The organism is Pseudomonas sp. Pseusp9 (assembly GCF_059491265.1).
This window is the reverse complement of sequence record NZ_CP168500.1, coordinates 598,060-621,998: the sequence shown is the minus strand read 5'-3', so window position 1 is coordinate 621,998 and position 23,939 is coordinate 598,060. Positions and strand designations below refer to the sequence as shown.

Annotated in this window: 19 protein-coding genes and 3 pseudogenes; 10 read left to right on the top strand and 12 right to left on the bottom strand. The window is 61.3% G+C overall.

Going from position 1 to position 23,939, the window contains the following annotated elements; all coding sequences use genetic code 11:
- Nucleotides 1-119 precede the first annotated feature (119 nt).
- Together ACEN8E_RS02690 and ACEN8E_RS02685 are read left to right on the top strand one after the other, a co-directional pair.
- Nucleotides 120-1,391: pseudogene (locus tag ACEN8E_RS02690) on the top strand (cache domain-containing protein); the annotation flags it as partial.
- A gap of 90 nt (nucleotides 1,392-1,481) precedes the next feature.
- On the top strand, nucleotides 1,482-2,249 hold the full coding sequence (locus tag ACEN8E_RS02685) for a methyl-accepting chemotaxis protein (RefSeq protein ID WP_371319548.1): 768 nt from the start codon (nucleotides 1,482-1,484) through the stop codon (nucleotides 2,247-2,249).
- A 122-nt stretch (nucleotides 2,250-2,371) separates the two neighbouring features.
- Here ACEN8E_RS02685 and ACEN8E_RS02680 read toward each other — a convergent pair whose 3' ends face one another.
- Nucleotides 2,372-3,649 (bottom strand): acetyl-CoA C-acetyltransferase, encoded by a 1,278-nt coding sequence (locus tag ACEN8E_RS02680; protein ID WP_495591330.1) that lies wholly within the window; start codon nucleotides 3,647-3,649, stop codon nucleotides 2,372-2,374.
- Nucleotides 3,650-3,860: 211 nt separating this feature from the next.
- On the opposite strand from ACEN8E_RS02680, the gene ACEN8E_RS02675 reads away from it, so the two are divergent.
- Together ACEN8E_RS02675 and ACEN8E_RS02670 are read left to right on the top strand one after the other, a co-directional pair.
- A complete protein-coding gene (locus ACEN8E_RS02675; protein WP_495591329.1) occupies nucleotides 3,861-5,213 on the top strand; it encodes a 3-oxoacyl-ACP reductase in 1,353 nt (450 codons plus the stop codon).
- A 2-nt stretch (nucleotides 5,214-5,215) separates the two neighbouring features.
- On the top strand, nucleotides 5,216-6,070 hold the full coding sequence (locus ACEN8E_RS02670) for a MaoC family dehydratase (protein WP_495591328.1): 855 nt from the start codon (nucleotides 5,216-5,218) through the stop codon (nucleotides 6,068-6,070).
- 22 nt (nucleotides 6,071-6,092) lie between these two features.
- On the opposite strand, the pseudogene ACEN8E_RS02665 reads toward ACEN8E_RS02670, so the two are convergent.
- Nucleotides 6,093-6,263 (bottom strand): annotated as a pseudogene (locus ACEN8E_RS02665) (DUF6124 family protein); the annotation flags it as partial.
- Nucleotides 6,264-7,219: 956 nt separating this feature from the next.
- Between ACEN8E_RS02665 and ACEN8E_RS02660 the strand changes: the two are divergent.
- Together ACEN8E_RS02660 and ACEN8E_RS02655 are read left to right on the top strand one after the other, a co-directional pair.
- Nucleotides 7,220-7,342 (top strand): hypothetical protein, encoded by a 123-nt coding sequence (locus tag ACEN8E_RS02660; RefSeq protein ID WP_495593414.1) that lies wholly within the window; start codon nucleotides 7,220-7,222, stop codon nucleotides 7,340-7,342.
- Nucleotides 7,339-8,595, top strand: a pseudogene (locus ACEN8E_RS02655) (PAS domain-containing protein); the annotation flags it as partial. The gene ACEN8E_RS02660 and the pseudogene ACEN8E_RS02655, both read left to right, overlap by 4 nt.
- 110 nt (nucleotides 8,596-8,705) lie before the next feature.
- Here ACEN8E_RS02655 and ACEN8E_RS02650 read toward each other — a convergent pair.
- From ACEN8E_RS02650 to ACEN8E_RS02635, 4 genes are read right to left on the bottom strand one after another with little or no spacing between them, the layout of a single operon-like run.
- The gene (locus ACEN8E_RS02650) at nucleotides 8,706-9,269 is read right to left on the bottom strand and encodes a DUF4136 domain-containing protein (protein ID WP_495591327.1); all 564 of its coding nucleotides are present in this window, start codon (nucleotides 9,267-9,269) and stop codon (nucleotides 8,706-8,708) included.
- A gap of 55 nt (nucleotides 9,270-9,324) precedes the next feature.
- Nucleotides 9,325-9,927 (bottom strand): DUF4136 domain-containing protein, encoded by a 603-nt coding sequence (locus tag ACEN8E_RS02645; RefSeq protein ID WP_495591326.1) that lies wholly within the window; start codon nucleotides 9,925-9,927, stop codon nucleotides 9,325-9,327.
- 12 nt (nucleotides 9,928-9,939) lie between these two features.
- Nucleotides 9,940-10,689 carry a methyltransferase domain-containing protein gene (locus ACEN8E_RS02640; protein WP_495591325.1) on the bottom strand — a complete coding sequence of 250 codons (750 nt, stop codon included), beginning with the start codon at nucleotides 10,687-10,689 and terminating at the stop codon, nucleotides 9,940-9,942.
- Nucleotides 10,689-10,991 carry a MazG-like family protein gene (locus ACEN8E_RS02635; protein ID WP_007971343.1) on the bottom strand — a complete coding sequence of 101 codons (303 nt, stop codon included), beginning with the start codon at nucleotides 10,989-10,991 and terminating at the stop codon, nucleotides 10,689-10,691. The genes ACEN8E_RS02640 and ACEN8E_RS02635 overlap by 1 nt, the downstream gene beginning before the upstream one ends.
- A 157-nt stretch (nucleotides 10,992-11,148) precedes the next feature.
- On the opposite strand from ACEN8E_RS02635, the gene ACEN8E_RS02630 reads away from it, so the two are divergent.
- Nucleotides 11,149-11,442, top strand: a complete 294-nt coding sequence (locus tag ACEN8E_RS02630; RefSeq protein ID WP_495591324.1) for a hypothetical protein — start codon at nucleotides 11,149-11,151, stop codon at nucleotides 11,440-11,442.
- A 161-nt stretch (nucleotides 11,443-11,603) separates the two neighbouring features.
- Nucleotides 11,604-12,953, top strand: a complete 1,350-nt coding sequence (locus ACEN8E_RS02625; protein WP_495591323.1) for an MATE family efflux transporter — start codon at nucleotides 11,604-11,606, stop codon at nucleotides 12,951-12,953.
- 43 nt (nucleotides 12,954-12,996) lie between these two features.
- Here ACEN8E_RS02625 and ACEN8E_RS02620 read toward each other — a convergent pair whose 3' ends face one another.
- From ACEN8E_RS02620 to ACEN8E_RS02595, 6 genes are all read right to left on the bottom strand, one after another.
- A complete protein-coding gene (locus ACEN8E_RS02620) occupies nucleotides 12,997-13,791 on the bottom strand; it encodes a DUF4123 domain-containing protein (RefSeq protein ID WP_495591322.1) in 795 nt (264 codons plus the stop codon).
- On the bottom strand, nucleotides 13,788-15,107 hold the full coding sequence (locus ACEN8E_RS02615; protein WP_495591321.1) for a type VI secretion system Vgr family protein: 1,320 nt from the start codon (nucleotides 15,105-15,107) through the stop codon (nucleotides 13,788-13,790). The genes ACEN8E_RS02620 and ACEN8E_RS02615 overlap by 4 nt, the downstream gene beginning before the upstream one ends.
- Nucleotides 15,108-15,339: 232 nt before the next feature.
- Nucleotides 15,340-17,253, bottom strand: coding sequence for an arginine decarboxylase (gene speA, locus ACEN8E_RS02610; RefSeq protein ID WP_495591320.1), 1,914 nt, complete (start codon nucleotides 17,251-17,253; stop codon nucleotides 15,340-15,342).
- A 218-nt stretch (nucleotides 17,254-17,471) separates the two neighbouring features.
- Nucleotides 17,472-17,843 carry a translation initiation factor Sui1 gene (locus ACEN8E_RS02605; protein WP_008016777.1) on the bottom strand — a complete coding sequence of 124 codons (372 nt, stop codon included), beginning with the start codon at nucleotides 17,841-17,843 and terminating at the stop codon, nucleotides 17,472-17,474.
- 281 nt (nucleotides 17,844-18,124) lie between these two features.
- A complete protein-coding gene (locus ACEN8E_RS02600) occupies nucleotides 18,125-18,694 on the bottom strand; it encodes an NUDIX hydrolase (protein ID WP_495591319.1) in 570 nt (189 codons plus the stop codon).
- A gap of 3 nt (nucleotides 18,695-18,697) precedes the next feature.
- Entirely contained in the window at nucleotides 18,698-19,765 is a 1,068-nt protein-coding gene (locus ACEN8E_RS02595) for a DUF2333 family protein (protein ID WP_495591318.1), read from the bottom strand.
- A gap of 484 nt (nucleotides 19,766-20,249) precedes the next feature.
- On the opposite strand from ACEN8E_RS02595, the gene gcbA reads away from it, so the two are divergent.
- Together gcbA and ACEN8E_RS02585 are read left to right on the top strand one after the other, a co-directional pair.
- A complete protein-coding gene (gene gcbA / locus ACEN8E_RS02590) occupies nucleotides 20,250-21,920 on the top strand; it encodes a diguanylate cyclase GcbA (protein WP_495591317.1) in 1,671 nt (556 codons plus the stop codon).
- A gap of 52 nt (nucleotides 21,921-21,972) precedes the next feature.
- Nucleotides 21,973-23,919: a methyl-accepting chemotaxis protein gene (locus ACEN8E_RS02585; RefSeq protein WP_495591316.1), complete on the top strand. Its 1,947-nt coding sequence runs from the start codon at nucleotides 21,973-21,975 to the stop codon at nucleotides 23,917-23,919.
- Nucleotides 23,920-23,939: the final 20 nt, after the last annotated feature.

Below are 23,939 nucleotides of genomic sequence, written 5' to 3'. Positions count from 1 at the left end.
CACCACGGGTCGTTCCGAATCATAGCCGAGCCTGCGTCACTTGTTGTGCAAGGGTATTGAGGTCAATTGCGACAGAAGCTGACACCACAGTTTCTACCTTCCGTAGGATTTTTCCCAACATGCCTCAATTTCCTCCGACAACAGCCGAAGTCCTTAGTGACGAAGTGATTTGTCCGACAATCGCTGCCACAACAAAAGCGATGCCGCACTCAAGGACCCGGGTTGACCAAGAACGTTTACGGCTGCCAATAAACCGCGAGTCATCTGCACTGCGTGGGCCTACAAGAAAATCTGGAGCGCGGATGAACATCAAACAGAAGTTGACCTGGGCGTTTGCAATCATCGCCTGCCTGCCCGTGGTACTGGTCGCCACCCTCGTTGTGCTGAACCTGCGCAGTGATGCCAGGGACGAATTCGTCGACGGCAGCGGTCGCGAAATCCGTCAGGTCAGCAATGCCATGCAACTGTTCTTCGACGGCATCAGCCAGAACGTCGAATACCTGGCTCACCAGCCGCTGATCAAAAACTCCGACGACAGTCTCAAGACCTACATGGCGGCCAACGCCGAGAGCGTCCCGCAAGGCGAGATGGACAAAAAAATCTTCGGATTCCTCCAGGACCTGGGCAACGCCCACCCCTCCTACGCCTACGCCATTCTGGGCACCGCTGCCGGCGGTTACGTGTCCTGGCCCGATGATGCCAAGCTGAGCAACTACGACCCGCGCCAACGTCCCTGGTACAAGGCAGCCCAGGCCAAACCGGGCAAGCCGTTCCGTACCGAGGCCTACTATTGGGCCGAAAACGATACGTCCTATGTCAGCACCGTGCGCACCATCGACAACAAGCTGGGCACCCACGGCGGCGTGGTCAGCATCGACGTGTCACTCAAACAGCTCACCGAGCTGGTCAAGCAGATCAAACTGGGCGAGTCCGGCTACCTGATGCTGCTGGAAAACACCGGCACCGTGCTGGTCGATCCGAAACAACCGGAGCACAACTTCAAGGCCCTGGGCAGCCTCGGCGAAGGTTATGCACAACTGGCCAAGGCCGGCAAAGGCATGGTCGAAGTCGAACTCAACGGTGAGCGCTACATGGCCAACGTCTGGCCGTCCGAGCAATTGGGCTGGACGTTCATCGGCCTGATCAAGCAAAGCGACGTGATGAGCACTGCGACCCAACTGACCTGGTTGATCGCGATCATCGCCGCCGTGCTGGCCGTGATCTTCGCCATTGTCGGCGCCAGCTTCGCCAGCCTCATCGTGCGCCCGATCCGCAGCGTGGCCAGCGGCCTGGAGGGCATCGCCCAAGGCGAAGGCGACCTGACCCAGAACCTGCAAATCCGTGGCAGCGACGAAACCGCGCAACTGGCCAACTGGTTCAACCAGTTCCTGGCGGCGATCCGCAACCTGATCCAGAACATCGGCGGTGCGGCAGGCAAGATCCTTGACACCTCCAAGAGCTCGACTCAGGTTTCCAGCGACATGGCTGAAGCCGCCGGACGCCAGCGTGAGGCGGTGGACATGGTGTCCACGGCATTCCACGAAATGGTCGCCACCGCCAACGAAGTCGCACGCTCTTGCAGTCAGGCGGCGGAATCCGCCGACAGTGGCCAGCGCCAGGCGCGTGAAGGTCAGCAGCAGATTGATGCGGCGGTGAACAGCGTTGATCGCCTGAGCCAGGAAATCGAACAGTCGGCCCAGTCGATGCAACAGCTGGAACGCGACAGCAACGACATTCAGTCGATCCTGGGGACCATCCGTTCGATCGCCGAGCAGACCAACCTGTTGGCGCTGAACGCTGCGATCGAAGCAGCCCGTGCCGGTGAGCAAGGTCGCGGCTTTGCCGTGGTGGCCGACGAAGTGCGGGCCCTGGCCAAGCGCACGGCCGACTCCACGGCGGAAATCGACGGACTGCTGGGCAACCTGGCCAAACGCACGAGCCAAGTGACCCAACAGATGCACGCCAGTCTGGAAGTTTCCCAGCAATCGGTGACGCGCATCGGCGAAGCGCGCAACAGCTTCGGGCAGATTCGCGAGTCGGTGGACGTGATCCGCGACATGAACACCCAGATCGCCACGGCGGCGGAACAACAACATCAAGTGGCCGAAGACATCAACCGGCACATCAGCCAGATCCATGGCGATGCGCAACTGGTGGCGGAACTGGCCAACTCGGCGCGCCTGGACTCCCAGAGCCTGGCCGGGTTGTCGAATGAGCTGGACGGGTTGGTGCGCAGGTTTCGTACCTGATCCGCCAAGTCACCACTAAACCCTGTGGGAGCGAGCCTGCTCGCGAAAGCGGTGTGTCAGTCACATTGATTTGACTGACACTCCCACTTCGCGAGCAGGCTCGCTCCCACAGTTCCGATTGCTCAGCGTTCAATAATGGCAGTCACACCCTGCCCGCCCGCCGCGCAAATCGATATCAGTCCCCGCCCCTTGCCCGCCGCATCCAGCAACTTCGCCAGGTTGGCGACGATGCGCCCGCCCGTGGCGGCAAACGGGTGCCCCGCTGCCAGTGAACTGCCCTTGACGTTGAGCTTGCTGCGGTCGATCGAGCCCAGCGCCGCATCGAGTCCAAGACGGGTTTGGCAATACTGCGGATCTTCCCAGGCCTTCAATGTGCACAGCACCTGCGCGGCGAAGGCTTCGTGGATTTCGTAGTAGTCGAAGTCCTGCAAGGTCAGGCCATTGCGCGCAAGCAAGCGCGGTACGGCATAGACCGGCGCCATCAATAACCCTTCCGCGCCATTGACGAAATCCACCGCCGCCGCCTCGCCGTCACGCCAGTAGGCAAGAATCGGTAACCCCCGTGCCTTGGCCCATTCCTCGCTGCCCAGCAGCACCAGTGACGCGCCATCGGTCAGCGGTGTGGAGTTGCCTGCGGTCAGGGTGCCTTTGGCGCTTTTCTCATAGGCCGGTTTGAGGGCGGCGAGCTTTTCCAGCGTGGAGTCCGGGCGCAGGTTGTTGTCGCGGGTGAGCCCCAGGAACGGTGTCATCAAGTCGTTGTGCCAGCCCTCAGCGTAGGACGCCGCCAGTTTCTGGTGGCTCTCAAGCGCCAGTTGATCCTGTGCCTGGCGAGGGATGTTCCAGGTCTGGGCCATCAGCTCGCAATGCTGACCCATGGACAACCCGGTGCGCGGCTCGCCGTTGCGCGGGAATTCGGGGATCAGATGTTTCGGACGCAATTGCAGGAAGGTTTTCAGTTTGTCGCCGGTGGTTTTCGCGCGATTGGCTTGCAGGAGGATTTTGCGCAGCCCCTCGCTGACACTGATCGGTGCATCCGAAGTGGTGTCCACGCCACCGGCAATGCCGCAATCGATCTGGCCCAGGGCAATCTTGTTCGCCACCAGCAACGCCGCCTCCAGCCCGGTACCGCACGCCTGCTGGATGTCATAGGCCGGGGTGGCAGGCGACAGTCGCGAACCCAGTACGCATTCGCGTGTGAGGTTCATGTCCCGCGACAACTTGAGCACCGCCCCGGCAACCACTTCACCGATGCGCTGGCCGTGCAGGTTGTAGCGCTCGATCAGGCCCTCGAGGGCGGCGGTGAGCATCACCTGGTTACTGGCCGTGGCGTAGGGGCCGTTGGAGCGGGCGAAGGGAATCCGGTTACCGCCGATGATCGCGACGCGGCGCAGTTGGGTCATGAAAAGCTCCTGCAAAAATTGAAATTAACGCAGTCCATGTGGGAGCGGGCTTGCCCGCGATAGCGACCTGTCAACTACATTGATGTCGACTGACTCACCGCCATCGCGAGCAGGCTCGCTCCTACACTAGCGTAGGCTTTATCTCGTGGATCGAACGACTGATCGCCATTCGTGGTCCACACTTTCAACCCCAGCCTCTGGAGCGCGTTCCATGTCTGACCGCTATATCGACTTCGCCAACTCGTCCATCGGCCATCGCCTGGTCGGCGCCCTGGGCTTGCCGGCGCCGACCAGACTGGAGCGCTGGCAAGCAGGCCGACTGCGACCTGTAGAAGGTGCGCTGCTGATCGGCGGCGGGCCGTTGGCGGAACACGTCAGCGCCTTCGCCAACCGCCTGACCGACGCGATCTACAGCTACGGCACCGAGCCTTCAATGGCCACGGCCTGGATTCCCGGCCATGGACCGAAACTCAAGGCTGTGGTGTTCGACGCCAGTGATCTGCTGCACACCGATCAGCTCAAGCAACTGCGCGAGTTTTTCCAGCCGCTGATGAAAAACCTTGATCACTGTGCACACCTGGTGATTCTCGGGCGCGATCCGCTATCCCTGAGCGACCCGTTCGCCGCCAGTGCACAGCGTGCCCTGGAAGGTTTCAGCCGTTCGCTGGCCAAGGAATTGCGCAGCGGCGGCACCCTGCAATTGATTCAGGTCGGCGAAGGTGCCGAGACACAGCTGGAGGGCCCGCTGCGGTTTTTCCTATCACCGAAAAGCGCCTTTGTATCCGGGCAGGTCATTCGCTTGAATCCGTGTTCGACGCCAGTCAGCGACTGGACACGCCCGCTCGCCGGGCGCAAGGCACTGGTCACCGGCGCTGCGCGGGGCATTGGTGCCGCCATCGCGGAAACCCTGGCCCGTGATGGTGCCGACGTTATCCTGCTCGACGTGCCACCGGTCAGGACCGATCTCGACGCCCTCGCCGCGCGCCTCGGCGGGCGCAGCATCACCCTCGATATCTGCGCCGAAGACGCTGCCGCGCAGTTGATCGAACAGTTGCCCGACGGCCTCGACATCGTGGTGCACAACGCCGGCATCACCCGGGATAAAACCCTGGCCAACATGACCCCGGAATACTGGGACGCCGTGCTGGCGGTCAACCTCAATGCGCCGCAAGTACTGACCAAGGCCCTGCTCGACAGCGGCACCCTGCACGACAACGGCCGGGTGGTTCTGCTGGCGTCCATCAGCGGCATCGCCGGCAATCGCGGACAAACCAATTACGCCGCGAGCAAGGCCGGGCTCATCGGCCTGGCGCAAGCCTGGGCACCGCTGCTCCAGGCGCGCGGCATCAGCATCAACGCTGTGGCACCGGGTTTCATCGAAACGCAAATGACCGCGCACATCCCCTTCGGCCTGCGCGAAGCCGGACGCCGCATGAGCTCCCTGGGCCAGGGCGGCCTGCCGCAAGACGTCGCCGAGGCCGTGGCCTGGCTGGCGCAACCGGGCACCGGCGCATTCACCGGGCAAGCGTTGCGCGTGTGTGGGCAAAGCGTTCTGGGGGCTTGAGGATGATCACCGACTGGCACACACTCGACCGCGAACCCAGCCTGCCGGGGTTGTACGCACGCGCCGCGACCCGGCGAAAAATCACCGGCACCACCTTGCCCGATTCCGGTTTGCGTTGCTGGGTCGATGTCGATCCCAAGCGCCTGGCGGCCTATCGCAAGGTCTGTGGTTTCGCCGACAACGGCCTGCTGCCGCCGACCTACCCGCATATCCTCGGGTTTGCCTTGCAGATGCAATTGCTCACGGCCAGGGACTTCCCGTTCCCGCTGCTGGGCCTGATTCACCTGAGCAATCGCATTCGTGTGCTGCGCCCCATGGGCGGGGTGAGCCGGGTGCGCGTCAGCGTACAGGTGCAGAACCTGCAACCCCACGCCAAAGGTGCGACGTTCGATTTGCTGACCACCCTCGACGATCAGTTGGGGCCGTTGTGGGAAGCACAAAGCCGGATGCTCTGTCGCGGCGTCAAGCTCGAGGGTGAACCGTTCGAAGAGCAAGTGGCAAACAGCCTGGCCCTGACCGAAGTCGAACACTGGAAAGCACCCTCTGACATCGGCCGGCAATACGCCAAAGTCTCCGGCGACTACAACCCGATCCACCTGAGTGCAGCCAGCGCCCGACTCTTCGGCTTCCCGACCGCCATCGCCCATGGCCTGTGGAACAAGGCGCGCACGCTGGCAGCACTGGCCACGCATCTGCCAGTGGCGAATGTCGAGATCGCGGTGCAGTTCAAGAAGCCAGTACGGCTGCCCAGCGAGGTGACATTGCTGGCCAGTGCACCGGGGGCGAGCGGGGACTTTCAACTGACGGGCGCCGGGAGCCTGGAGCACATGGTCGGACATTGGCAGCCGGTGGCCTGACAAGGTCGATGTCTGTGGCGAGGGCCAGCAGGGTTTCGGTGTCGATGTCCGGGGCGATGACGAATTTAGTGCCGGGCTTGTAAACGACAGGTGGCTTGGGCGGCTTGAGGTAGTGATCGAGGGCGCGGTCGGCGGCTTCGTGGAGTTTGTTTGAGTGAGGGGATTGGTAGGGGGAAACGTCTTCGGTTTCCAGGGAATTTGGGGGGGGGGTTGATCATGGTGAAGCTCCATTCCTGGATTTGGAGTTCGCCATCTCTACGACCAAGCAGAAGGGTGGCGAACCGTACGCAGGTTGGTCGACCAGGGAATGGAAACCCGGCAGGGCCTAAGCCCTCCCACGCACAGCTCGCCATTAAGCAAGCACAAAAATGCCGCTCGCGCGGCACTGTGCGCCATTCTAAACCCGGGCGACCAAACCCGATCACTGATTTTGCAGCGACCGACAAAGGCTAGAGATCGCGCTTCTGACGGACAACCTGAAAAACGTGTCGGAGGTTTCCTTGGGATCTGAGGAAAACTACACAGGAATGTGTTGGCTGAAAGGACGTCATCGCGGGCAAGCTCGCGAAAAAACGCCAGGACACCACGGGCATTCAGGCAGCGCGCGTCATCGTTGACGTCCATCGCGAGCAAGCTCGCTCCTACAGGGCCGAGCGTTAGCTCGCCTGCCGCTCTTGATCTTGATCCACCCGCCCCCTCGGCAGGCTGAGTGGAGGTGTTCATCCGGGGAATGGCGCGCAGCGCCGTTCGACGCAGTCGAACTCATTGCATGTAGGTCGCGCGCAGCCGACCGGAGGGCAATGCCCCCGGATGGACACCGGAGCGAAGGAACCCCGAGCCTAGGCGAGGGGCCGGACGTTCGGGGCGAGCGTTTTTTTGCTTACTTTTTTTAGGCGCTTGTAAAAAAAGTGAGTCGCCGTAAGGGCGAAACCATAAGTCGCCGTTACCCAAACAACGGATATTTACAAAAAATCAGTGCGCCGCAACCCAGGGCCAGGCCATAGGCGATGTGCCATTACCGCGCATCCTGTACGGGAACAGCGCCAGCCAGATCAGCAGGACAAAGCACTGCATTCGGTAAAAAACGTCCGTTCTGGCTGAATGATTCTATGCTGACATTACTCAGTGTTGGTCAGGGTAGACACACTCATGAAAGCCAGCCTCCCCCACAAACAAAAAAGCACCACCATCCCGCTCCTGAACCTGCCGGGCATCGGTCAGGTGCCGAACCTGCCGGCGACCCTCACGGCCAGTGCGAGCCTGCAATTTTGAGCGCCGGCGACAAACTCTTCGGGCGCCTGCTCAACCGCCATCCGCCCCCACCGCCGGAGCCGCAAGAGACACAGCGGGTGCCCAGTTTCGGCTTGCAGATACAGCTCGATGCCGAGGGGCGTGTCGTTCAACTGAGCGGTCCGCTACGGCACCTGCTGATTCAGCAAAGCCCCGGCACGCAGGCACCACACCTGCTCGACTTCCTGTTGCCCCACAGCGGCCTCGTCATCGAAGGTGTACCGGCGGACTGGCAAGGACAAACCCTGGACCTGGACTTCTACAGCCTCAACGGTCCGCCACTGCATTTGCGCGGCTGGGTGCAACCCTTGGCCGATGCCTGGTTGTTGCAGATGCTCGACATCAGCGACTTGCTGCTTGAGCGCCGGCAATCGCGCAACCGCGAACAGTGCCAGGTGCTGGCGATGCAAATCACCGAGCAATTGCACCTGTGCAGCTTGACGCGCCTGCCCGAAATGCTCGGCGAACAACTGCAAAGCCTGGCCCAGCGTTTTCAGATTCCCTGCATTGCCCTGGCATTGCTCGATGAGCAGGGCCAGGGTTGGCAGATTCACCAACACTACGTAGCCCTTGATGCGCCGCAACTGTGGCAAAACGGCCAACACCTGGGCACGGGGCTGGACAGTTTGAGCGGCTCGACGCCGCAGCACCTGACCCTGCGCGAACACCCGCGCCTGCAAGAGACTTTCGGCAATACCGATGGCTTCGCCGTGCCCTATCAGGATGCGCAAGGAGTGGTTGCCTGGTTGCTGTGCGGATTCTATATGGCGCACCAACGCGCCCCCGATGTCACTGAGCGCGACTGGCTGCAAATCACCGCGGCACTCGCCAGCCCCTTGCTCGAACGCCTGCGCGAGCACCGGCATCATCTACAACTGGAACGCCTGGAATCGCTGCAAGCATTGCTGGGCACAGGCTGGTGGGAAGTTTTCAGCGACAGCGACGAGTTGCAACTGGCACCTTCGCTGGCCGCGACCCTGAACCTTGGAGCGACACGTTTATCCGTGCAGGACTTGCTCGACAAGGTGTATCCCGTCGACCGCGAAAAGCTGCGCATCCGCCTGCAAGACTTGCAGGCATCGGGCATGCCGCTGCTGTTGTGCGCACGCTTGTATCACCCCGACGGTGCGCCCGAACCGATCTGGTATCGCCTGCAAGGCCAGGCCCTTGGCGTGGGGAAAAAACGCCGGCTGGTGGGTTTCATGCTCGACATCAGCGACATCAAGACCCCGCAATAGCGCGCCGCCGCTGCCCATGCCCCCCTGGACAATCTGATCGCCAGGCTCGCCGGTGTCGAGCATAAAAAACCCCTGTGGGTGCACAGGGGTCGAGGGGCTGGCTGATTCTAGGAGGCGCGTGGTGGATAATTGGCCAAAATCCGCGTGACCGTTTCCCGGATGGCATCGCGACGATCCGTCGGGTTCGGCGTGCGGCTGAGTATCTGTTCGTCACTGCCGCGCCACACCAGTTTGCCGTCCTTGCCATCGAGCATGTCGATCTGGATGGTCGCCACTTTGTAGCTGACATTGCGGGTTTCGTTATACATGGGGGCGCCGTAGTAGCCATACCATGGGTTACCCCAGCCACCGCCGTAATTGGTGGTCACCTGTTGTTGCCGCTCTTCGACAATCAGGTAGGTCTGCACGTTCAAGTCGCCCCTGCCGCCTGCGGTGGCCGGACGCAAACCGCGCTGATCCAGTTGATCGGCAACCGCCTGACGGATGCGCTGTTCGGTCAGGTCGCTCTTGATTCGTGGATCATCGGGACGGTATTGCAGGGCGGGCTCTTTCCACGTCCAGCTGCGATAGGCAGCAAAATCGCGGCTGGCGTCGAAGTCATGATTGACCTGGTTGGCGGCGCAGGCACTGAGCAGCGCGGCCACTGCCAGTAAAACAAAACGGCGGAACATGGTGATTCTCCGGTTGAAGGCATGATCCTGTGAAATGCTTCTTATCTACAAGAAGCTAACTAGGAGGATACGCCGACATTGCCTTTTCCACAGCCTCCCGTATTGCGTCGACCTGCTCGCTTTCGCTGCCCCGGTTGCCGGTTTCAGCGCTCGAGCTCCATACCGGCTGGCCGCTCCTGGCGTCAAACATATCCACCTGAACTACCACGACCTGTTCCGAATAGGTGCGCACAATCGGCACGCTACCGTACATGCCGTATCCCGGCCCGTAGCCGCCGTAACCGCCGTAGTAACCGTAATCGTCCCTGACCTGGCGCAAGCGGGTTTCCAGGCGCAGGTCGGCGCTGACAAACAGGTCGGCCGGACGATTGTCGTGCAACGGGCGCAAACCGCGTTGATCCAGCGCATTGCTGACCGCTTCGGCGACCTGCTCCGAGTCGGCCCAGGCGGTGCCCGGTGGCAGGTGCCCGTCGAGCCAGGCCCAGCTGCGGTAGCGTCCATAGTCACGCGGCGCTGCCGGGTAAGCGCTGCGGTCAAAGGTGTTGGCAGCCTGGGGTGGTGCGGGCGGCAAAGGGTTGGACGTGGCGACATAGGGGTTGCTGCCCTGACAGGCGGCCAGTCCCAGGCAGAACATCAGCACACCTGAATGACTTTTCATTTCGTGCTCCGATCAGACAGGCCGACAGATCCAGTGCATGTAACGCCCAAGCCCGGCAAAGCTCGGATGACGACGGTGGGCCAGTTCCATTTCCAGCAAGTCCACCAGCTCGGCGCGGGCCTGGAATTCCACCGGCATGTAATCGTGAAAAACCCGCACCCCACTCTCTGATTCGACCCGCCACAGGCCTTCAAGTTGCGCCGCCAGCTCGCGTGGATCAAGGGGTTGCTGCGGGGTCAGGCTCTGCTTTTCGCCGGCCATGTCGTTCTTGCGCATCTTGCGGAAATGACCCTTGAGCAAGTTGCGATAAATCAGCGCATCGCGGTTGTAAAACGCCAGGGACAGCCAGCCGTCCGCCTTGGTCAGTTGATGCAGCACCGGCAGGATGGCATGGGGTTCGGCCAGCCATTCCAGCACGGCGTGGCACAGCACCAGGTCGTAGGGTTCGGTGAGCTGCCCAAGCAACTCCTGCCAGGGTGCCTGAATGAACGTCGCGCTCTGCCCGGCTTCGGCAAAACGCTGGCGGGCGCCTTCGAGCATCGGTTCGGCAGGCTCGGCGAGGGTCACCTGATGGCCACGCTGGGCCAGCCACAACGACATGTGGCCAAGGCCGGCGCCGATGTCCAGAACACGCAGCGGCCGGTCGGGCAGGATTTCGGCCAGATCGGCCTGCAACACCGCCAGACGGATCGCGCCTTTGGCACCACCGTAGATTTTTTCGGCGAAACGGGTCGCCAGTTGATCGAAATGACGGTCGCTCATCAGCTGAACCTCCGTTCGCTGTCCGCCAGTTTGCTGCGCACCACGGCCTCCATGTCCAGGCCCAGCTCGCTGCACAACAGCAACAGATAAAGCACGATGTCACCGACTTCCTGCCCGGCGTGGGCGAGTTTGTCCGCCGGCAACTGGCGTGACTGGTCTTCGGTCAGCCACTGGAAAATTTCCACCAGTTCGGACATTTCCACACTCGCGGCCATGGCGAGGTTTTTCGGGCTGTGAAATTGCCGCCAGTCATTGCGGTCACGGATGGCGTGCAGGCGTTCGGTCAGTTCAACAAGGTTCATCGGGCTCTCCTGAAGGCGTATAGCTTCGGGTGGATGACCGAGTATGGCAAGTGACAACGGTTTTCGGGTGGGAGCGGGCTTGCTCTATGCTTGTGGGAACTCGGCAGCATGATCGGCAGCCAAAGGCTCAATTCTCTTTAATCAGGACGTCCACTCCATGCAGGTAGAAGGTTTTTCCGAATGGCTCGGCCAGGTACTCGGCTCGATCATCCGCTTCATCGTTGATGGCCTCAGTGGGCTGTTCAATCTGTTGAGCAACGCCAGCAGCAATTTTGTCGAAGGCCTGTCCATGGCGCTGGGCATGGATACCTCGGTCGTCAGCATCGTGACCTTGATCCTCGGGCTGATACTGATGTGGTCGGCGATCCGTGCATTTCTCAATGCGTCGTTCATCATGGGGATCATCTGGCTGATGCTGGGGCTTTGGTTATTTAGCTGGATCATTCACTGACCCCACCGAACACTGTGGGAGCGAGCCTGCTCGCGCAGGCGGCATCCCATCCACTATCAATGTGTCAGACAGAAAGCTTTCGCGAGCAGGCTCGCTCCCACAATGGATCGCGGAAGATTTCAAATGTGCCGCTACAATGCCCGCTCCCTCAAGGAGCCTGCATGCCCAACCTGACCGCCGACTGGCGCGACCGCCCTACCCATCGCCGGGTCTGGGCACTCGCCGCGCCGATGATTCTTTCGAACATATCCGTACCGCTGGTGGCACTGGTCGACAGCACCGTCATCGGTCACCTGCCCCACGCCCATCAACTCGGCGCCGTCGCGGTCGGGGCCAGTCTGTACACCTTCCTTGCCTGGGCCATGGGTTTTCTGCGCATGGGCTCCACCGGGTTCGCCGCCCAGGCAGCCGGGCGCGGGGATGGTGCGGCCTTGCGGCAGATTCTGCTGCAAGGCCTGTTGCTCGCCATCGGCCTGGCGGTGGTATTGGGTACGGTGGGGGTGCCGTTGAGCGGGGTCGCGTTGCACTTCATGCAACCGTCGGCGGAGCTGGATCAGCTGACCCGCGAGTTCTTCCACACTCGCCTGTTTGGCCTGCCGGCGGCGCTCGCCAGTTATGCCTTGGTCGGCTGGTTTCTCGGCACCCAGAATGCCCGGGCGCCACTGGCGATTTTGCTCAGTACCAACCTGGTCAACATTGCCCTGAACCTGTGGTTCGTCCTTGGTCTGGAATGGGGCGTGGTGGGTGCTGCCCGGGCCTCGGTGATTGCCGAATGGACCGGTGCACTGATCGGTTTGCTGATGACTCGCAAAGCCCTGCGCGCCTACCCCGGGCATATCGCTTGGGCGGCATTGGCGCTGTGGCAGAGTTGGCGGCCATTACTGGCGGTCAACCGCGACATCTTCATCCGCAGCCTGGCGCTGCAATCGGTGTTTTTCCTGATCACGGTGCAAGGCGCGCGGCTGGGCGACGCCACGGTCGCGGCCAATGCCTTGCTGCTCAACGGTTTGCTGCTCACCGCCCACGCCCTCGATGGCCTGGCCCACGCCGTCGAAGCCCTGTGCGGACATGCTCTCGGCGCCCGCGACCGCGATGCCCTGCGCCGCTCATTGGTGGTAGCTGGCGGCTGGTCCTTGCTGGCCAGCCTGGGCTTTGCCGCGCTGTTCCTGTTCGCCGGGCATTTGTTCATCGAGATGCAGACGGACATTCAAAGTGTGCGCGACACCGCGTTCATCTACCTGCCTTACCTCGCGGTACTGCCGCTGATTGCCGTGTGGAGTTACCTGCTCGATGGTCTGTTCATCGGCGCCACCCGCGCCAGGGAAATGCGTAATGGCATGCTGCTGACCGTGGCGCTGGTGCTGCCTTTCGGCTGGGCACTGCAAGGCGGGGGCAATCATGGCCTGTGGATAACCTTTTTGTTGTTCATGCTGCTGCGCAGTCTGACCCTCGGCGTGATCGCCTGGCGCCTGCGCCGTCACGATGGCTGGTTCGCCGGCAGCACTCACTGAACGGACGCAAGCCCACGCAGCGGACGGGACAACGTGGCCAGCTTCAAGGCAGGTCGTTCTGCCACAGGTGACGCAGGCTATCGAGGCGTTCCTGTTGAGTCCTGCCCGACAATGGCTGCACGGGCACGGCGTCTGGATACTGCAAGCGCAGCCAAATCCAGCCATCAAGCACCGGGCGCTCGCTGAAACCCAGCGTCAGCCCCTCCTGTACATGGGCAAACAGGCGGGAGAAATCAACACCGGTGGACTGGTTCCAGCGCCAGGCATGCTGCTCGAGCAGGCAGGTTTGCAGTGTTCCCAGTTGCCCGGCGCTGAGGCTCTCCTCGACTGCCAATGGGCTGACCGCCAGACCGGGGTTGGACAAGCGCTGCCAGCCCTCACATCCCATCGCGCGATCCGCCCAACTGCCGCCGAACCAGCGCAACTGATTGATGGGCCCTAGCCAGCGACTCAGTTCAACCGCATCGCAGGCATCAAAAAAATAGCTGGCCGTGATCGGGTTGTAGTAGCTCAAAAGGGCCCGGTGCAGGCCAAGCGTAACCGTGAGCATGCGCCGCAAATGGGCCAGCAATGACGAAACGCTGGCCTCGCTGACCATCAGTAATCCGGGCCAGCGCTGTCCGTCGACGATGCATAAATCGGCCAGTGGCGGGCAGGTGCGCAGATCGACCAGGACCGGCCCCTGCTCATGCAGCGCATGCCACTGCGTACCTTCGAACAACCCGGACCACCTGGCTTGTGCAAACATCTGCCGAAGTGCGACACCCGCCTGCGGCGCGCCCGGCACATCCAGCAACAACCACTGCGGTGGTGCCTCGGGCGTGCGTGTGACGATCATGCTCCAGAGCTCTGGCCAAGCTGCGTCGCCAGACGGCAGGTGCACAACGCCTGTGTACAGTGGTTGAAACTGCCTCCGCCGGGCAGCAGGCACAACACCAGCAATGGCTCTCCCGACCGCAACCATTGCTCCAGGCCCTCATCTGGGGTGCAGACGGCCTGGAGGGCGTCGGTGTCTGTCACCTCGATCGTTGCCGGTACATGCAGCACCCCGGTTATCTGCGGTTGATCGGGATCGCCCTCGACAAAACTCACGACCAGCTCAGTCCCTTCCCGCAATGGCGAGAACGCTTCGGCCTGCAACGTCCTGGCCAGGGGCAACCAGCAATGACTGGGCGCTGCCCCTTCGCCCTGATAAAGCCAGTCGAATTGCACCGGTACCGGTCTTGCAGGGTCGGGGCCTGGTTCATCGACCTCGACGACCCACGCCCGTTGCAGGCTATGCATCTGTGGTTTGACCGCCGCACAGGGCGGCTCGAAGTGGGCAGGCCAGTGCAGGACATGGGCCTGATTGTGGTAGGGCGTCGCCGTATCCTGACGACCCCGATGTTCAACATGGGTCAGCAGCCAGAGTCGATTGCAAACGGCATCCGGATGACCGGACAGCGGCATCAGCCGACCACTGCGCAAGGTCGCAAGGTCTGTCTGGCATTCGGCACGCAGAGCTGCTGTTCCACCGTAGCGCTGACGTTCGATCTGCCGCACCGCCGGCCGACCGCCCTCACTTCGGAACACCGCCGGTTCGCCCGTTGGAAAATGCTGCCGGTCATCCCCAAACACCACACAGTGTCCGCAGGCCCGGTGTTCGAAGTGGTAGTGAAGCCGTTCCTGAGCGCACAGTCGCTGGAGAAACTGCAGATCTGACTCTTGATATTGCGTACAAAAATCCCTGGGCAGGTATTCACCGCTCAGCTCCAGGCGCCGATCCTTGCCGGTAATGCCGTGCTCCTTGAGCACCTGGTCGAGGATTTGCGGCACTGAACGACCGCTGAAGATTCGTTGGCTGAAACGCTGAGCCAGGCAAGCCAGTTTTGGCCCCAGGCGCACCTGGCAGAGTCGGGATCCCGAGGCATGATTACGCTGGACGAGTTCATGCAATTGTCCATGCACGTGACTTCCGGCTGGCCCGAAATGCAAGGAGGCCGGGCGGTACAGCAAACTGGCAAGGTCCAGCACCGGGTCCTCGATCAGCAATTCCAGGTCGAACACGTACGGCTCGCTGATGGCTTCTCTACCGGTAAAGGCCAGGACTTCGAAGGAGTCGGGCAGACCTGCTACATCCAGACGAAATGACGGTTCGCTGGCTGGATTGAACATCGGCGTTTCTCTACAGGAGGGGCGGCCGGGGATTCTCGCTGAGAGACATGGCCGAGTAGAGTGCCGAAGTACAACTTAGGAAATGACCTACGCGAAAAGAAGACCAAATGGCATGGATTGCCAAGGACGCGGGTAGTTTCGCTTGAAAACACAGAATCGCCGCACCAGGTCATCTGAAATTTCCGCAGCAAACGGAAAAATTTCAGACAACCTGATCAGCGAGGTGCTTACCTCAGGAAGACAGGTAAGACGAACGGGTCAGCCCCAGACGCAAGGCATCGAGGAACTGCGTACGCTCGGAAGCGCTGATGCGGGCACTGGCGCACTTGTCGCGGTAGTGAGTCATCAGTTCCTCCGGCGACAAGTGCACGTAACGCAGCATGTCTTCGATGGTGTCGTGGGTTTCGATACCGGCGTGATACACGCTGCCATCGGCGTTCTGGTAGATGTTCACCGAGTCGGTGTCACCGAACAGGTTGTGCATGTCGCCAAGGATTTCCTGATAGGCGCCGACCAGGAATACACCCAGCAAATAGTCTTCACCTTCGTTCAGCGCATGCACTGGCAAACTGGTTTCGATGCTTTGCTCGTCGACGTACTGGTTGATCTTGCCGTCGGAGTCGCAGGTCAGGTCTTGCAGCACCGCACGGCGCAGCGGCTCTTCGTCGAGACGATGCAACGGAATGATCGGCAGTACCTGGTCGATGGCCCAGGTGTCCGGCAGGCTCTGGAACACCGAGAAGTTGCAGATGTACTTGTCCGCCAGCTTGTCGTTGAGTTCGTCCAGCACCTGACGGTGGGAACGCTGACGCGCCTTCAGCGAGTTGTGCAGGCGACGACACACCGCGAAGTAGCATTGCTCGGCCAGGGCTTTCTCGGCCAAGGTCAGCTTGCCGTCGGCATACTGGGCGGCGACATCGCTCATGTAGTGCGTGGCGCGCCAGTAGGTTTCGGTGACCATCTCGATGTCGGTCGGACCCAGCAGGTCCACCAGCCACTGCACGGTTTCCGGCAGTGCTTCCTTGTTCTCGATCTGCGGAACGTCGTCGTTGTGCTTCTCGACGTCGGTCACTTGCACCACCAGCATGGCGTGGTGGGCGGTCAGGGAACGGCCGCTTTCGGAGAAGATGTTCGGGTGCGGCAGGCTCTGCGCATCGCAGAATTCCTTGAGCATCCCGACCACGACGCCGGCGTAATCGTCCATGTCGTAGTTGATCGAACTGGCGTTACGCGAGTGCGTACCGTCGTAATCCACGCCCAGGCCACCACCGACATCGATGTGGTCCACCGGCAGGCCGAGGTTGCGCAACTCGCCGTAGTAACGGATCGCCTCCTTGAAGCCGTGCTGGTAGTCGGCCAGGTTGGCGATCTGCGAGCCCATGTGGAAGTGCAGCAGGCGGATGCCCTGATCCAGGCCGGCCGCACGGAAACGCTCGACCACCGACAGCAGTTGCGCCGCCGACAGACCGAACTTGGATTTCTCGCCACCGGTGTCCGCCCACTTGCTCGACGCCAGGGACGACAGACGAACCCGCAGGCCGACCTGTGGCTTGACCTTGAGCGAGGCCGCTTCTTCGATCACCAGACCGACTTCGGATTCTTTCTCGATCACGATGAACACGTTGTGGCCGAGCTTCTGGCCCATCAGCGCCAGGCGGATGAATTCGCGGTCCTTGTAACCGTTGCAAACGATAGTGCCACCCTTCGGCGCCAGTGCCAGCACTGCCAGCAGTTCAGGCTTGGACCCGGCTTCCAGGCCGATGGAAACGTTCTGGGTGGCGATGATGTTCTCGATCACCGCTTCCTGCTGGTTCACCTTGATCGGGTACAGTGCGGTGTACTTGCTCTGGTATTCCAGACGCTCGATGTTGGCGTCGAACGCACCGGTCAGCTGACGCACGCGGTCCTGCAGAATGTCCGGGAAGCGGACCAGCAACGGCAAGGACAGGCCGCTTTTGCGCAGCTGGTCGACTTGCTCGAACAGGTCGATAGGCGAGCTGCTCGGACCGTTCGGACGAACTTCGACGCGACCGGCGTCATTGATCGCGAAATACCCGGCCCCCCAATGGCGAATCCCGTAAACACTGCGGCTGTCCGCAACTGTCCATTGGCTGCCATCGTCTTTGCGTGTGCGTCGTACGGACATCGAAGTCCCCTATAAAGAGTCATAGTGCGTCGCCTGGGTTCAGGCCGGCGCAGTCTAAAGAATGAAAATGACGGTTCGTCAACGAGGCAATAGACCCCGCCGACCGCAGTGAGTTTAGAAACCGGTCATGAACAGGCTCTGTGAAAACCATGTAGCTGACGCCAGGCCTGAATGCCAACAGGACCGGATCAAGCCGAGGGTGGTTTTCACAGAGGCTGCTAGCCGCCGGATTTCTTCGCTTTGAAACCGAGCTTGATCAGTTCTGCCAAGAGTAGCTCGACATGATCGCCCTGGATTTCGATGACACCGTCTTTCAACGCCCCACCGGTACCGCAACGTTTCTTCAACGTCGTACCCAGCTCCTTGAGCGCATCTTCAGCCAATGGCACGCCGGTGATGGTGGTCACCGTCTTGCCGCCACGGCCCTTGCTTTCGCGACGCACGCGCGCAATGCCGTCGCCGGCCGGGATAACGGTCTGTTTGCAGATGCAGGCGTCCACCGGTTTACTGCATTCCGGGCAATGACGACCTGCGTCGGTGGAAAATACCAGGCCGCCCAGGGCGGCGAAGGATGCGGCTTTTTTGGCCACCGGCAATCCTCTTTGGAGGACAAAGACTGGTCGCGGCACCTGGGAAGTGCCATCGACCGCGAAGCCCCACTCAGGCAGGGGCAGCGCTACTGAAACGGTACGACCTTCATTTCACTGTAGGAGCGAGCTCTGCTCGCGATGAACTCAAGGACAACGCGTTATCGTTGACCTCCATCGCGAGCAAGCTCGCTCCTACAGGGACAGCCATACCGTTACAGCTTGAAAAGGTCGCGCAGTGTAACGGCAAAAACGCCGATTGCTAAGAGCCAATCAGCGCCAATTTATAGCCTTTTTGCGACGTCTTGCCCGCGAGACCTCAGATAGCGTTTCAATGCTGCCAAAGAGTCCGGGCAGTAAGGCTTTTCCTCGATTTCCCGCAGCACTTCCTCAACCGGCAAAAAACGTGCTTCGAGCACTTCTTCCGGTTGCAGGATCAACGGACCGTCCCACACCGCCGAGAACGCCGAACACCACAGGCGATTGCCGGTGTCCTCGAAGAAAAAATGGTCATGGGCGGTCAGCTCCACGCCACTCACCCCCAATTCTTCCTCCAGTTCCCGGGCCGCCGACTCGGCGTAGGTTTCACTGGCGAGCACCATGCCACCCGCCGCCACGTCCCAGTAACCGGGATAGATCGCCTTGCTCAGGGTGCGTCGGTGCACGCACAGCTCGCCAGCAGAGTTGAACAACATGATGTAGGTGCCGCGCCCGATCAGCCCGCGCTCGCGCAGGTCGGAACGGACCAGGGCGCCGAGCAGGTTGTCCTGCTCGTCGACCCAGGCGATCTGTTCGGCATCGGACGCCGCGCGGTGCGCGGCTTCTCGCATTCCATCGACAGAGTTATCAACCATGACTCAGCCCTGATTGAGCAATTGACGCAAATCGATCACCGCGGCATTGGCCCGGGAAATGTAGTTGGCCATGACCAGCGAGTGGTTGGCCAGCACGCCAAAGCCACTGCCGTTGAGGATCATCGGGCTCCACACCGGCTCCTGCGACGCCTCCAGTTCACGAATGATCTGGCGCACGCTGACCGTGGCGTTCTTCTTGGCCAGCACATCGGCGAAGTCGACTTCGATGGCGCGCAACAGGTGCGACAGAGCCCAGGCCTGGCCGCGGGCCTCGTAGAACACGTTGTCGATCTGCATCCACGGAGTCTCGACGATTTCCTCGTCGACCTGCGGCACCTCACCCGGCGCCACCACCTCGGTTTTCAACGCGGTATTGAGCTTGACCCGGCCCACACTGGCCGACAGCCGTTGCGACAACGAACCCAGACGGGTGCCGACATCACCCAGCCAGTTGTTCAGGTTATCGGCGCGGGCATAGAACAGGGCAGTCTTCTGGTTCGGATCGGACAGGCGCGCCTGATAGCGGCTCAGGGAATTGATGCCTTCCTGGTACTCGGACTCACTGGACGGCAGCACCCAGCTCTTGTTGTCGAAGTTGAAGCGCGGCTCGGCCTTGGCCAGGTCGGCGTCTTCAGCGGACTGCGACTGCGAGCGGGCGAAGTCTTTGCGCAATGCACGGCTCAGGTCACGGACCTGCACCAGCACGCCGTATTCCCAGCTCGGCATGTTGTCCATCCACAGGCCTGGCGGGAATCGGTCGTTGGAAATATAGCCGCCCGGCTTGGTCAGCAAGGTGCCGGCGACGGTCTTGAGGGTTTCTACCGTGGTGTAGCCGACGACCATCTGCCTGCCTTCTTTCTCGGCCGCCAGTTGAGCGGTTTGCTGAACCGGGAACAACGCCGGCTCCTGGCTCCAGTACCAGCCCAGGACACTCGCCACCAACAGGTAGATACCCAGCAGAGTGGCCAGCGCCCGGCTGAACAACAGGCCACCCAGATAACTGCGGGTCTCCGACTTCGGTTCAGCGGCACGTTCAGGCGCACTGCCTGTGCGGTTCTTCCAGTCCAGCATGGCGATATCCTTTCAATCTCTTGAGTTCGACGGTTCGACCACAACCATACAACAACGTGCCTTGGCCCGGCACCCGCCATTGCATCGATGGGGAAAATTACCGCGCTGGTGATGAAAAGTGTTCCTGCCTATCCGACGACGCCAAGGCCCTCGAAATCCACCTGATGGTTCGGATTGGCCCCATAAGGGAATCCCTTATCCCCTGAAACCCAAAAAACCAGGCCGGTCAGCACTCGCGAAAAATCATCAATGGCCGGATGTCAGTCACCCGCCAATGACCACGCCACACCCGTCAAGTGCCCTAATTAAAGTACTTCGCCCTCCGCACGCCACGACTTTCAAGGCCAGAACCAGACCGGTCGGTCACAAACTGAATGGTGTCACATTGCAGATTATTGACGTACAGCACTCATGTAATGGAAAAGTGGTGCTAGCATAGAGCCACCAGTCGACCTCAGCGTGCACCCTAACTAGTAGTCAGGATATGACCGAGCCAGAAGACCCCAGCCGCGAGCGCCTCAAGCATCACTTTGCCCAGCGGGTAATTCATCAGGCTCGTCAGATTCTTGAGATATGGCAGCGCCTGCAACGCAGTGAGTGGTCCACCGTCGACCTTTCGGAACTGAGCGAGGCCAATTTGCGCCTGCTGCGTTTCGCCGAGCGTTTCGAGCAACCGGAACACACACAACTGGCACACCATATCGGTCAGTCCCTGGAGGCTGTCGATGCCAACCGCGGACGCCTGAGCAGCGGCCTGATCACCGACCTCAATCGGTTGATGCAGCGCCTGTCACGCACCGGCCTGCGCCATGGCGACCAACTCGATCAAACCTTCCTGCCACCACTGCGCAAGCCAATCTATGTGATGCTGCAGGATCACGACCGTGCCGAGCGCCTGGCCAAACAACTGGAATTCTTCGGGCTCAGCGCCCAGTCCCTGGACAGCGTAGACGCGTTTCGCTCATCGATGGTTGAGCGCTCGCCGGCAGCGATTGTCATGGACGTGGATTTCAGTGGCCCCGGCGTCGGCCTGAAACTGGCCGCCGAAGCCCAGGAAGGCCTCGACCAGCGTTTGCCGCTGCTGTTCTTCAGCCTGCACGAAACCGACACCCCGACCCGCCTGGCCGCCGTGCGTGCCGGTGGCCAGGAGTTCCTCACCGGCACCCTCGAAGCGTCGAGCCTGCTGGAGAAAATCGAAGTCCTGACCTGCGTTGCCCAGTACGAGCCTTATAAAGTGCTGATCATCGACGACTCCCGCGCCCAGGCCCTGCACACCGAGCGCCTGCTCAACAGCGCAGGGATCGTCACCCGGACGTTGATCGAGCCGATCCAGGCCATGGCCGAACTGGCGGATTTCCAGCCGGACCTGATCATCCTCGACATGTACATGCCGGCCTGCACCGGTACGGAACTGGCCAAGGTGATCCGCCATAACGACCGTTACGTCAGTGTGCCAATCATTTACCTGTCGGCCGAAGACGACCTGGACAAACAGCTCGACGCCATGAGCGAGGGCGGCGATGACTTCCTGACCAAACCGATCAAGCCCCGGCACCTGATCACCACCGTACGCAATCGCGCGGCGCGAGCGCGTAACCTCAAGGCGCGTATGGTCCGCGACAGCCTCACCGGCCTGTACAACCACACGCACATCCTGCAATTGCTCGAAGACTGCTCGTTCCGCGCCCGTCGCGAGAACAAGCCACTGAGCTTTGCCATGCTCGACATCGACCATTTCAAGCGGGTCAACGACAGCCACGGCCACCCCATGGGCGATCGGGTGATCAAGAGCCTGGCGCTGTTTCTCAAACAACGCCTGCGCAAAACCGACTTCATCGGCCGCTACGGTGGCGAAGAGTTCGCCATTGTCATGCCGGATACGGATATCGAAGCGGCCTACAACGTGCTCGATGAAATCCGTCAGCGTTTTGCCGAGATCCACTACCCCGCTCAACCCCAGGATCTGTGGTGCACCTTCAGTGCCGGGGTGGTGGAATTATGCGAAAGCTCCGACAGCCTGATGATGGCCAGCCATGCCGATGAAGCGCTGTATCGCGCCAAAGGCGGAGGGCGCAATCGCGTACAGGCTGCACGCACGTCAAAGCAAAGTGCCACTTTTTTATCGGAATCGACCGATACGGTCATAACCCTGTAACAGAAACGCAATAACTTCAGGCGCTTACCATTTCTGCCGTTGGTAGTCCGTAATGCGCCTGAAGCTGCTGACCAATCTCAATACCCTCCTACTGGTGGCCGTGTGCGTGGCCCTCGGCGCTACGCTGTGGTGGTCGCAGAAAGCCCTTGAGCGTCCGTATCTATTAATGGAGCGCTACCTGGGCCTGTCGCAGCAGTTTCAGAATGAAGTCGCCCGCAGCGTCGAAGATTACCTTGGCAGCGGCGATGCACTGCGCCTGAGCAGTGCCGCCCAGGGCATCGACAGCTTGCAAAAACAACTCGACGAATTGCCACCGGCCCTGGCCGAGAGCTTGCGCCCCAGCCTGTCGACCCTTGAAGAATTCAGCAAGACCGACCTGTTGGCCGCTGGCAAACTGGCCGGCGATCCGCAGGCGCTACTGCTGCAGGCCGAGCGGGAACTGGGCGCCAGTCTGGATCAACTCAGCCAGTACGCCAGTGGCAATGCGGCCTACCTGACACCACTGCTCGCCGCCTCCCAGCACTTGGGCAAATTGTCCCTGGCGCGGGACAAACTGGTCAGCAGCGGCCGCAGTGAACTGGCCGCCGATGTCGAGCGCGAAGTGGCCAACATCCGCACCCAGGCAGAGAAGGTCGATGCCCTGCCGCTGCTGGGCGTAACCACCAGCAGCGAGTCGAACACCGATGATTTCGCTTCGATGATGGGCCTTGAGAACAAGGAAAAAACCGTCGCCGAAGATGCCGGCGTTGGCCTCAAGCGCGAGCTCAACAGCCTGCTCACCCGTTACCCGGCCGAGCTCTCGCGCACTCGCGATCAAATCCGCAAACGCGCCGACCTCAGCACCGCGACTCACTTGAAAATCGCCGACGTGCAACAGGCCATTGCCGGGCTCGAACCGGTGGTCCGCGCCCAGCACGGGCAAATCCAGGGTGAAGTGCGGCTGATGCAAGGCGTGATGATCGCTTTGATTCTGTTGATCGCCCTGCTGATCGACACCCTGCAACGCAAACTGGCCCGCACCCTGACCAACCTCGCCCCGGCCCTGTCGACCTGGGCCGAAGGCGACTTCAGCCGCGACATTCAACTGGGCAACACCAACCGCGAGTTGCATGACATTGAAGCGTCGCTCAATCGCTTGCGTGCGTACCTGGTGGACCTGGTGGGGACCATTCGCCGCAACGCCGAACAGGTGGCCGGCAGCAGCCGCACTCTGGCAGACCTGAGCAACGACTTGCACAGCGGCGCCGAACACCAGGCCGGCGACACGGCGCTGATCCGCGACTCCCTCAGCGAACTGGAAGCGACCATTCAACAAGTCGCCGGTGATGCCAGCCAGGCCGCCGACGCCAGCCGCCACGCGGGCCTGGCCGTGGAGCATGGACAGAAAGTCATTGGCCTGAGCCTGACCGGCCTGCATGCGCTGGTGGATGAAGTGCAAGGCAATGCGCAAATGATCGAACACCTGGCCGAAGAGTCGGCCACCATCGGTGGCGTGTTGACGGTGATCCGTTCGATTGCCGACCAGACCAACCTGCTGGCCTTGAACGCGGCCATTGAGGCGGCCCGGGCCGGTGAGATGGGACGAGGCTTTGCCGTGGTGGCCGAAGAGGTGCGCTCACTGGCGCAACGTACCGCCGGGGCCACGGCCGAGATCCAGACGCTGATCGCAGGCCTGCAAACCGCCGCGCGGCAATCGGTGGAGGGCATGCGCGCCCAAGTCGAACACGCCGAAGCCACCGCCAGCCAGGCCCAGGCCGCCGATGGTGCGCTGGATAAAATCGTCGGGGCAATCCAGACCATTTCCGACACAGCGGTACGCATCGCCGATGTCACCGCCCAGCAAAGCGGCGCTGTCAGCGAGATCCGCGACCACAGCGAGCGGATTCACCAGTTGGGCGGGGATAACCTGCTGCGTATCGGCAAAGGTCGTGAGCAGGGGGAAAATCTTCTGGTGCTGGGAGGTCGACTGCATACAGCCGTACAGGCCTTCCGCGTCTGAACTATCGCCATCGCTGGCAA